This is a genomic window from Capnocytophaga sp. oral taxon 324 str. F0483, from assembly GCF_000318315.2.
Lineage (GTDB): Bacteria > Bacteroidota > Bacteroidia > Flavobacteriales > Flavobacteriaceae > Capnocytophaga > Capnocytophaga ochracea.
Window position 1 is genome coordinate 1 of record NZ_KB291518.1, and the last position, 11,700, is coordinate 11,700.

General features: G+C 43.5%; 7 protein-coding genes. All 7 read left to right on the forward strand.

From position 1 onward, the window contains the following. Positions 1-369: 369 nt before the first annotated feature. Entirely contained in the window at positions 370-1,458 is a 1,089-nt protein-coding gene (locus tag HMPREF9072_RS05130; protein ID WP_009410861.1) for a bifunctional 3-deoxy-7-phosphoheptulonate synthase/chorismate mutase type II, read from the forward strand. An 88-nt stretch (positions 1,459-1,546) separates the two neighbouring features. Next, positions 1,547-3,859, forward strand: coding sequence for a TonB-dependent receptor domain-containing protein (locus HMPREF9072_RS05135; protein ID WP_009410862.1), 2,313 nt, complete (start codon positions 1,547-1,549; stop codon positions 3,857-3,859). Between the two features lie 2 nt (positions 3,860-3,861). Then, positions 3,862-7,215: a SusC/RagA family TonB-linked outer membrane protein gene (locus HMPREF9072_RS05140; RefSeq protein WP_009410863.1), complete on the forward strand. Its 3,354-nt coding sequence runs from the start codon at positions 3,862-3,864 to the stop codon at positions 7,213-7,215. Positions 7,216-7,258: 43 nt separating this feature from the next. Then, positions 7,259-8,692 (forward strand): RagB/SusD family nutrient uptake outer membrane protein, encoded by a 1,434-nt coding sequence (locus HMPREF9072_RS05145; RefSeq protein ID WP_009410864.1) that lies wholly within the window; start codon positions 7,259-7,261, stop codon positions 8,690-8,692. A gap of 128 nt (positions 8,693-8,820) precedes the next feature. Continuing rightward, positions 8,821-9,900, forward strand: coding sequence for a putative zinc-binding metallopeptidase (locus tag HMPREF9072_RS05150; RefSeq protein ID WP_009410865.1), 1,080 nt, complete (start codon positions 8,821-8,823; stop codon positions 9,898-9,900). Positions 9,901-10,040: 140 nt separating this feature from the next. Next, positions 10,041-11,021 carry a DUF4302 domain-containing protein gene (locus HMPREF9072_RS05155; protein WP_009410866.1) on the forward strand — a complete coding sequence of 327 codons (981 nt, stop codon included), beginning with the start codon at positions 10,041-10,043 and terminating at the stop codon, positions 11,019-11,021. Positions 11,022-11,061: 40 nt separating this feature from the next. Then, a complete protein-coding gene (locus HMPREF9072_RS05160; RefSeq protein ID WP_009410867.1) occupies positions 11,062-11,604 on the forward strand; it encodes a hypothetical protein in 543 nt (180 codons plus the stop codon). The last annotated feature ends 96 nt before the right edge of the window (positions 11,605-11,700 follow it).

An 11,700-nucleotide genomic window follows, 5' to 3' on the forward strand; every position in this document is an offset into this window, starting at 1 on the left:
TAAAAAGAAGGTTATTAGTGGATTTCAACTTTGCTAAAGGTGTGAGCCACACGGGCAGATGGTGCGAGCCGCACGGGCGGGTGGTGTGAGCCACACAGACGGGTGGAAAAATTAGCAAATTAGCGAATTTGGGAATTAGTAAATGAGAGTGCGAGTGGCACGGGCAAATCAAGAATGAACGAAGGTAAGAAAAAACTAAGGTAAAGGTAAGTGATTATAAAGATAATTATTAAAGATTTGAAAATGGGTATATTTTACTTTTTCGCTAATTTATCAGTTGATAATGTAGAGTTTTTTGGTTTTTCATTAGTTATTCTTTAGTTTTTTGTATCTTTGCCCTTTGACAACTAAAAGAATAAGACCCATAGAATGGAAATAACCAAAGAAAATAGACAGTGGCTTGATAACTTACACCTTAACCACCCCGTAGTAATTGCTGGACCTTGCAGTGCTGAGACTGAAGAACAAGTGCTGAAAATAGCACATAGCCTAAAAGATACTGATGTATCTTTCTTCCGTGCAGGTATTTGGAAACCTCGTACCCGCCCAGGTATGTTTGAAGGTGTAGGAGCGTTAGGGCTCAAATGGCTACAACGGGTAAAAGAAGAAACGGGACTCAAAACGGCTACCGAAGTAGCCAATAAAGACCACGTGAAGCTTGCCTTGGAGCACGATATTGATATGTTGTGGATAGGAGCGCGCTCTACTGTGAGTCCGTTTATTATTCAAGAAATAGCCGATGAGCTAGAAGGCACTGATAAGATTATCTTGGTAAAAAATCCTGTAAACCCCGATCTTCCGTTATGGATAGGAGCTTTGGAACGATTAGAACGCGCAGGCATCAGAAACTTGGGGGTGATACATCGCGGATTTTCTACTTACGAAAAGACCAAATACCGCAATATTCCTGAATGGCAATTGGTAATTGAACTGCAAAACAAGTTCCCTGACTTGCCACTTATTTGCGACCCTTCGCATATCACCGGCAAACGCGATATGATTTTTGATGTATCGCAAACGGCCCTCGACTTAAACTTCGACGGCTTGATGATTGAAACGCACTGTACGCCTGATGCTGCGTGGAGTGATGCAGCACAACAGATTACCCCTGAACGCCTCATACAAATAATGAGAGATTTGCGCATTCGCGAGGCTTCGGTATCTGAGGAAGACTATGTGAGTCAGTTAAGTAATTTACGTTCGCGCATTGATATACTGGACAATAAATTATTGGATTTACTCAAAAGACGTATGGAGGTAGCCGATGAGATAGGAATGCTGAAAAAAGCGAATAATGTAGCGATTTTGCAAAACCAACGTTGGCACGAAATTCTTGGCAAAATGATATCAGAAGGCGAACAACGCAACCTAAGTGAGGATTTAGTGATTCAGGTATTTAAGGCAATTCACCAAGAATCTATCAACCGCCAGGAGAGAGTGGTAAAGAGTGAAAAGTGAAGATGATTCCAAAAAGTAAATTATCTATCTTTTTTATTTGGTTTGTTTATAAATAATATGTACCTTTGCACCGATTTTTTGATACCTTATGAAAAAAATAAGTATTTTTATACTTTTGCTCTTATTCTTTACCTCCTTTGCTGTAGCACAACAAGGAACCCAAGAAAAAGATTCTGTACACTACTTAGAAGAGGTTACCGTATCGGCGCAGCAAATATTAGGTAGCAAGTTTCAGGCGCGTAACCGTACGGGCTCAGCATATTACATCTCTCCTCAAGAAATCCAAAAAATGGGCTATACTGATATCAACCGTATGCTCAAAGCTGTCCCTGGGGTGAATGTATACGAAGAAGATGGTTATGGCTTGCGACCTAATATCAGTTTGCGAGGCACTAAAGCAGAACGAAGTGAGAAAATTACCCTAATGGAGGATGGTATTTTGGCTGCCCCTGCTCCCTATGCTGCCCCTGCGGCTTACTATTTTCCTAATGCCGCGCGTATGCAAGCAGTAGAGGTGGTGAAAGGCAGTAGCCAAGTGCAATACGGTCCGTTTACTACCGGTGGGGCTATCAATATGGTGTCTACGGCTATCCCAACTAAATTTTCTGCAAAACTAAACGCTACTTGCGGCACGAATAATACCCTTAAAACGCATATCAACGCTGGTGACAGCAAAAAACACTTCGGCTATATGGTGGAATACCTCCGCTACCAGTCCGATGGTTTTAAACATTTTGAAAACAAACAAAATGCAGGCTTCAAACGCAACGATTGGGTCGCTAAATTCAAAGTGAATACGGCTAAAACCGAAGGGGCTAACCACTCTTTTGAGCTGAAAGCGGGCTATGCCGATGAGGATTCTAATGAAACTTATGTAGGTCTTACGCAATCCGATTTTGCCCGAACGCCTTTCCTGCGCTATGTAGGTTCTCAAAAAGACCACCTCACAACTCGCCACACTCAGTGGGTGGGCACTTACTTACTTCAGTTTTCTAACCGACTAAAATTTACTACTCACTTCTATTACAATACCTTCTTCCGCAATTGGTACAAACTTGAATCGGTGAAATACGGCACTTCAGCCAACGAAAAACGCACCATTGGGCAAATTCTCTCCGACCCCGAAACTAATGCTCCTTATTTTGATATACTTTCAGGTAAAACCGATAGCCGCGTGTTCTACAACGACTACGAGCGCCTTAAAAACAACCCTGGACTCTTTGTGCGCGCCAACTACCGTAACTATTTCTCTCGTGGTGTGCAAACCAAAGCGGAATACAAAGCGATATGGGGCAATTGTTATTTAGACAACGAGTGGGGGCTGCGTTACCACACCGATGAGGAAGACCGCAACCAGTGGGACGATATCTATGCAATGAAAAACCAGCAAATGCAATTGCTCTGGAAAGGGGTGCAGGGTAGTCAGGCGAATAAAATTACTCGTGCCAATGCCTTAGCGGCTTATTGGCTTTCTAAACTGACTTACAAACAGCTTACCGTAACTGTGGGCTTGCGTTTTGAGCATATAGAATTGTTAGAAAAAGATTACACTACTGCTGATACCCGCCGCACAGGGCAAAAACGCATAGAAACCACCAATGTAGCCAATGCCGTGATACCCAGTTTGGGGTTGCACTACAATCTTTCCGATGGGTTGTCTGCTTTTGCTGGTGTACACAAGGGCTTTTCACCCCCAGGGGTGAGTAAAGAAAAGCGTGTGATGGACAGAAATGGCAATATTACCCTACTCACCGAAAACCAAAAACCTGAAAGCAGTATCAACTTTGAAGCGGGCTTACGTGTGAATTACAAACAACTAAAAACTGAATTGATAGGTTTTTACAATAACTACAGCAATATGTTGGGCAGTGACCTTGCGGCTATGGGCGGTACAGGTACCCTCGAACAGTTCAACGTGGGGGAAGCTGTCGTGAAAGGAGCTGAGTTTATCGCACAATATCAGCCATTTCCTGAGGAGTCTCCTATAAAAACCCCCTTACAACTCTCCTACACCTTCACCGATACCGAGATGAAAAACTCTTTCGAGAGCAACTCTTGGGGGCGAGTGATTGCTGGTGACGAAATTCCTTATATCAACCGCCATAGCCTCAACTTGAGTATAGGAGCCGAGTACAAAAAATACGAACTGAATATAGGTATTCGCTATAATGGCGCTGTGCGCACTGAACCAGGGCAAGGACTTATCGCCGAACGCCATAAAATTCCTGCCTATACCATTATCGATGTTGCTGCTAAAGCGCATTTTGCACGCCGTTTTACCCTCACCCTAAATGCTATCAACCTTACCAATCGCACTTATTTGGTATCCCGTCACCCCTCAGGATTGCGCCCAGGACATCCTTTAGGTATTTTTGGCGGTATCATTTACAAAGTAAATTAACGATGAACAAACTGTCATACATATTCCTTTTTCTCCTCGTAAGCCTCTCGGTGAGCGCTCAAACCTTTACCCTCAAAGGAACGGTAAAAGAAACCAATGGCACTCCGCTGTTGGGCGCGACGATAGTGGTGAAAGAATCACATATAGGCACCAGTACCGATATGGAGGGGCATTTTAACATCAAAGCGCAAGTAGGGCAAACTCTTGAAGTGAGTTATGTGGGAATGAAAACCCAACGCTTCAAAATCAAAGGGGAGAGCCTGCAAATCGTACTCCAAGAAGAAGCCCAAGCCTTAGAGGGGGTAGTACTCACGGGCTACCAAAAAATACAAAACCGCGTATTTACAGGGGCAGCTGCTTCGGTGAAGATGGACAATATCAAAATGGAAGGCGTTGCCGATATATCGCGTATGCTCGAAGGGCGTGTAGCAGGGCTTTCTATCCAAAATGTAACGGGGTCTTTTGGTTCAGCACCGCGCATCAATATTCGCGGGGGGGCTTCTATCATAGGCAATGTACAGCCGCTTTGGGTAATCGATGGGGCGATTTATGAAGATTTGGTGTCCCTCAGTCTTGACCAGTTGGTTTCTGGTGATGCGGTTACCTTAGTGAGCTCGGCTATTGCTGGACTCAACGCTACTGATATAGAGGATATACAAGTGCTGAAAGATGCATCGGCTACTTCTATGTATGGAGCGCGCGCCCTCAATGGGGTGATTGTTATTACAACCAAATCAGGCAAACGCGATACGCCTAACCGCATTACTTATAGCTACGAACAGAGCTTCCGCACTATTCCTTCATATAAAGATTTTGACCTGCTGAACTCGCAAGAAACAATGTCACTCTTGCAAGAGATGAACAGCAAAGGCTATTTCAATTTGCAAAACACCCTCTACGGCAGGCGCAGTGGTATTTACTACCAGTGGTATAAGGGCGTGAGTACCATCAACCCTAATACCGGCAATTACTACTACCCTAATACACCAGCAGCTCAGGCTGCCTTTATGAAAGAACGCGAATACGCCAATACTGATTGGTTCAAACATCTTTTTTCTATCAACCCCATACGCAGCCACACTATTACATTTAGCGGTGGGGGTAAAAACAGTACGAGTTATGCTTCGTTAGGTTATTATCACGATAGCGGCTGGACGATTACCGATAATGTGAAGCGTATCACTGCCAACCTCAAAAATACTTTTTATATCAACGACCAACTAAAAGCTACCTTTACTGCCGTAGGGAATTTACGCAGTCAGAAAGCCCCTGGCACTTTTGCACAGCGTAAAAACACAGCTGTAGGTGCTTTCGAGCGTGATTTTGATATCAACCCTTTTTCGTATGCTTTAGGCACGTCGCGCACTTTGCGACCTAAAGATGCGCAGGGTAATTTAGAGTACTACCGCAACAACTGGGCGCCTTTCAATATTTTGGAGGAATATCGCAACAACTATATGAAAATTGATGTACTTGATTTCAAAATACAAGCCGAAGCCTCTTACAAGGTCAATCCGCATTTAGAGGTTACTGCTTTAGTATCCGCGCGCCAAGCGCAAACACAATCTTCACACTACATCACCGAAAATTCTAATGTTATCAAGGCGTTTCGCGCCAATGAAACACCTCAAGTAGCCAAAGATAATATCTATTTGCTCAAAAATAAGGACAATCCTTTAGCGCCTCCGCAAATAGCGCTCACCAATGGGGGTATTTTCAACAAAACTGAAACTTCTCTCAAAAGCTATATGGGGCGCTTGGCAGTTGATTACCACCGCACCTTGCACGAGCACCACGACCTCAAAGCCTTTGGTTTTGCCGAAATCCGCTATGCCGACCGCACTGTTACGCCTTTCCAAGGCTATGGCATTCAGTATGATCGCGGCAATCAGGTATTTACCAATCCGCTTATCTTCCAAAAGCTTCTCAACGAAGGCAACAACTATTTTGCCCTTACCGAAAAGTATGACCGCGGTATTACCTTTTCGGGTAGTGCCACCTATGGGTATAAGGGTAGATATATCGTTAATGCTGTGCTGAACTACGAAGGTTCTAACACTGCCGGTCGCGGTACGCGCTCTCGCTGGTTGCCTACGTGGAATGTGGGTGCGAAGTGGAATATAGACCGTGAACCTTTTTTCAACAGCAAAAACATCAGTACCCTTGCCCTGAGAGCCAGTTATGGGCTTACTGCTAAAATGAACGAGCAAGCAATAAATTCTTATAGTGTATTCCAAAACTATGTGCAAAACCGCTACCGCTTTAGCGATAGAGAGAACGCTTTGCGCTTGCAGCACTTAGAAAACCGCGACCTCACTTGGGAGAAGATGTACGAGCTGAATCTCGGTGTCGATGCGGGCTTTTTTGATAATCGCATCAGTATGTCGGTAGATGTTTATCAGCGTAATTCATTCGACCTTATTGACCTGATTCGCACCTCGGGTATAGGCGGTGAATACTATAAGTACGCCAATTTTGGCGATATGCGCACCCGCGGCATAGAGTTATCTCTGAATACCAAAAACATACAACAGAAAGATTTCCAATGGGCAACTACTATCTCGTTCAGCTATATGAACCAAAAGATTACCCGTTTGCTCAACACCCCTAACACTTTTGATATGGTATCGGGTACAGGGCGTGGCAATATCGTGGGCTACCCTAAAGGCTCATTGTTTTCGTTCAACTATCAAGGAGTGAACCACCAAGGCTTACCTACTTTTGATTTTGGACTTTATCCGCTCAACAACCGCCCGAATGCCAATGTAGTAGGCGCTGATTTTCTTGACACAAAGTACTCAAAATCCTACCTTATCTATCACGGATCGGTAGAACCCAATGTGATTGCAGGACTCTCTAATACTTTTACCTACAAAAATTGGGAAGCCTCTTTCTTTATCTCGGCTCAAGCGGGGAATAAAATTCGTTTGAACCCTACTTTCGATCCCGCTTTCGGCGATTTAAATGTCTTTTCTAAGGAATATTACAACCGCTGGTTGCATCCTTACGACGAGCTCCGTACCAAGGTGCCCTCATTGCCTTCACAGAGTCTTATTGATCTCATTGGCAAGGAGAATATAGAGCGCGCTTATAATACATACAACTATTCTCAAAACCGTGTTGCCGATGGTAGCTTTGTGCGTATGAAAAGTATATCATTGGGCTACCGCGTACCTAAAAAAGCTTTGGAACGCTATGGTATGAGCAGCCTCATCGTGCGAGCGCAAGCCACTAATCCATTCCTTATCTATTCCGATAGCAAACTCAACGGTCAAGACCCTGAGTATTACAAGTCTGGTGGTGTGTCATTGCCTACCCCAAAACAATATACCTTGTCATTCCAAATAGGATTTTAATGAATTAACAATTAACAATTGAAAATTAATAGTTTAAAACTGAATGAAACATTTAATTTACATATTTTCTTTGTTATTGCTAAGTTGCAACTATTTAGACAAAGACCCCGATGCCTCTCTAAATGTTCCCCTCGATTCGGAAGAGAAAATAGCCGAGCTCCTTACTGGAGCTTACCCCGATGCGAGCTATTTCCCTTTCCTCGAAACGCGTACCGACAATGTAGCCGAACGCGAAAATGGTGTCCATACCCGTTTGAACGAAGCGATGTACCGCTGGGAAGATGAAGACCAAGAAGACCTCGATGCGCCTTTGTTCTATTGGAATAGTTGCTACCGAGGCATCGCACAAGCTAATAAAGCCTTAGAACTTTTAGTTCGCTACCCCAAAACCGAACGTGTAAAAGCGCTTTATGGCGAGGCTTTCTTGCTCAGGGCTTACCTGCACTTTATGCTCGTGAATATTTGGGCAGAGCCTTACAAAGGCGAAGCCTCTAAAAACGATATGGGGATTCCTTACCTCACTACGCCCGAGAAAAACGCTTTGGTAGAGTATAATAGAGGTACTGTGTATGAGGTCTATCAGAAGATAGAAACAGATCTCAAGTTGGGTATTTCTTTAGTGAGCGATGCCTATTACACTAAACCTAAGTTTCATTTCAACAAGCGTGCTGCTTATGCTTTTGCCTCGCGTTTCTATCTGTTTAAAGGCGAATGGCAAACCGTGATAGACTATGCTAACTATGTACTCACGCAACCTAAAACACAGTTGCGCCACTGGAAAAAAGACTATTACGATGTGTATGGTTTTAACAACCGTCCGTATCTCTACCAGCGTTATACACAGCCTGAAGAAGAAGCAAATCTGCTCATCACCACCGTGCAATCGCGTTGGGCAAGAGAGCTCCCTACGGCTAAGTACGGCTTTACTACCCAACTGATGAACAATAACGCTGCCTATTACACCCCAGCAACCTCACCCACTCCTGTGTATAATGGGATGTATATTGCCAAGTTTGATGAGTTGTCGCTCTTTGGCAGTACTGGTAGCAAACCTACTGATTTGTACGTGTCGAATGTACTGCTTACTACCGATGAGGTGATGCTCAACCGTATGGAAGCATACGCAATGCTCAAAAACTACAACCAACTGCTCTTAGAATATCGCGAATTTCAGAAAATAAAGTTCGATAATCCTCGCAATATCACCGTGGAAGACCTCATCGCCTCTACCGATGACGATTATCGCAACTATTCGCCTTTCTATGGGCTTAGCATTCGTCAGTTAGGGGCTATCAAAAATATTGCCTTTTTGCGCCAATGGGAATTTATGCACGAGGGAATGCGTTGGTTAGACATCAGGCGTTTTTACACCCCTGTAAATCGCACCAGTGAACCCCTCCAAAAAGAGGATTTGCGCAAAGTGATACAACTCCCCATAGAAGCCATCAACCGCGGTTTGCCTGCAAACCCGAGGTAAGTGAAAAGTGAATAGTGAAAAGTGAATAGTAAAAAGTGTTACAATAAATAAAACATCTTTTTTGCGGATTGTCCCCCTTCGGGGGAACGGGGGCTATTCATCCACGACAAGCAATAAATAAAACTTATATGAAAAACCTTTTAAAAATAACCTTTATATCCCTCTTGTTCCTCGCGACAGCCTGCAAGAAGGAAAAACTCGCTACCCAAAGCGTTGTAGAAGCTGAAACCGCTCAGCGAGCCTATACCGATTTAGACAAGTGGATAGAAACTAATATCACCTTGCCTTATGGCATTGCTGTGGAATACCGTTGGGACAAAAACACTGCCCCTAAAGGTACCTATACCTATCCACCTGAAGTGAGCAAAGTAAAACCGGTACTCGAGACTATTAAATACCTATGGCTCGAACTCTATAGTGAGCCCTCTTTAGGAGGGACTAATTTTTGGAAAGGGAAAGCTCCTTTAAAAATATACCTCTACGGCGGTAAAAACATTGATGGCAACGGACAAGAGCTCATCAATAGCAGTGCGGTAGGGCGTGAATTTCATTTGTATAACATCAATAATTTCGACCCACGCGACAAGAATAAAGTATATGTACTGATGCGCATTGTACATCACCAATTCGCTCGCTTATTAGGCGATGAGATATACCCTTACGACCGTCAGGCGTTTTTGAATATCAGTCAGAAGGATTATCGTGCGAGCTCTAACAAACAGCTATACGGCTTTCCTAATGATGATACTGCCCTTTATGCTTTGCAGTATTACCCCAAAAAGCGCGATAAGAATATCTGTACCAGTGCCTTGCCTTTTCAGTATTTTGCATCGCTTATCCAATGCCAAAATGCACACAGCCAAGCAGGTATAGATGAGGAATGCTACTATTGTAATTTTACCCAAAGCACGCCCAATCACTACGGATTTATCACCTTTCAAGCAATGCTTTCAGCCGAAAACGACTTTGCCGAGATGATAAGCGTTCCCCTCACCAATCTCAACACCCAGATAGAGATAGCCAAAAATATTGCTAAGACCCCTATAGACAGCAGTGATGAAGAAGCACAACGCGCAGTACTATCGTATAACAACCTACTAAAAAAAGAAGCCTTCATAGCCGATTATTTCAACAAAAAAGTAGGGTTCAGCTTGAAGCATTTACAGCTCTTAAGCCTCCAACGCCTCAATCGTTTTAATAATAGGTAAAAGTGAAGAGTGAAGAGTCACTACACTTTGCCAAAGGTGCGAGCCGCACAGGCAAGAAACTTTGGCAAAGTGTATAAAATAAATATATAAAATCCAAGAAATCCGTGGAATCCACGGGAGATTTAATGTAAGAAATTTATATGAAATATCTTTTAACAACAGCACTCATTGCGCTTCTTTTGGCATCTTGTCAAAAAGACCACAATGTTTTTGAGCAATCGCCCTCTGAGCGTATGCTTCAGCAGCGCATTGCCTTGCAAAAAGAACTTACCGAAGCGCCCTACGGTTGGAAAGTGCTCTACTTCCCCCGCACCGATTCATTGCTGTTTGCTACCCCCACCAAAGCTGAAAAACGAAGTGATTCACGTTATGTAGAAAAACTCTTAAACCAAGGTTTTGGTGGCTTCTATTTCCTGATGACTTTTCACAAAGACAATACAGTAGCCATACAAGCCGATACCCATAGCGAAACGCTGCAAACCGTCAAAACAAGTGAATACACCCTCAGCCAAGAGGCGCAGTTACAGCTGTCGTTCACTACCTATAACTACGTTCACCAATTGGTAAACAACCGTTTTCGCGCGGCTGCCGATTGGCTGTATGTAGGCAAAGACACCTTGCAGAATATGGTCTTCAAAACAGCCTCGTATGCCGACCCTGCCCGCGAGTACATTGTGTTTGAAAAACTCAAAACTGCCGACGATAAACAACGGTTCTTACAAAAAGCCTATAACAACCGACTCTTTTTCGAGCAGATGCAAAACCCTCAAATAGTGATTAAGCGGGGTAGCAAAATCTACTACCAAAGTGATGTATACCTAAAAGGCAATAGCTTTGGACTCAACACACCTTTCTTAGAAGGCTTTGTTGCCAATAGGTATTACGTATTTGAGTACCGCACCAATCCGCAGGAAGACCCCTCAACAGGCAGGTATAAAAGTCAGTTTATAGGCTCAGGCTATGTAGGCACTGAAAGTGGACTCACCTTTAGAGCAGGCTTGCGCTACAACAAGTCGATTATATTCTACGACTTTGTAAGAGAAGGCAACCGCTTTGTAGCCCATCATCGTGATAGCAAAGGAATTGCCACTGGCTACATTGCCGAAATATTTGAGAATTAATTAGAAAATTTGAGAATTAGCAAATTGGCAAATTAATAAAATGAAATATCTAAACACTATCATTGCAGTCTTGTTACTCATAGCCTGCAATAGCAAAGAAGAAGATCCTACTCCAGAGGATTACCAAAAGCTATTCCCTTTCAAAGGAATTGAAAAACCTACCATCAACTACGAAGACCTTGTGCATAAACAGTGTGATATCGAACACTTTGTATACTCAGGAGCTGATGCCCCCCAAGAAGCACGTGAGTATACTGTAACCCTCACTTATCAATGTCAGCGAGGAGAAGGCAATGTTCGTGACCCACGTTATTATGTGTGTTATGTAAATGCCAATAAAGAGCGCGTGGTACTCAGTGCCACCACTACGGCACAAACGCTTACCTTTACCCTCCCTTCAGGTTATCCGCTGTATCTCGGCGTGTATGGAGGGGGAGAAAGAGAATCGCGCGTGAGTGCCCAGCTCACTGCGGTAGATACCCAAGGAGTGGTGAATGTACCTACCTTACAGTACATCGCAGCCCAAAACACCGATGGTACCGATAATATAACCCCTTATTGCGAATATATAGTATTGCCTTAAAGTGTGATAAAGAAATATTAAATTACTTATTATAATGACTTTTGTATCATAAAAAGTTGCTTTTTGCGGATTGTCCCCCTTCGGGGGAACGGGGGC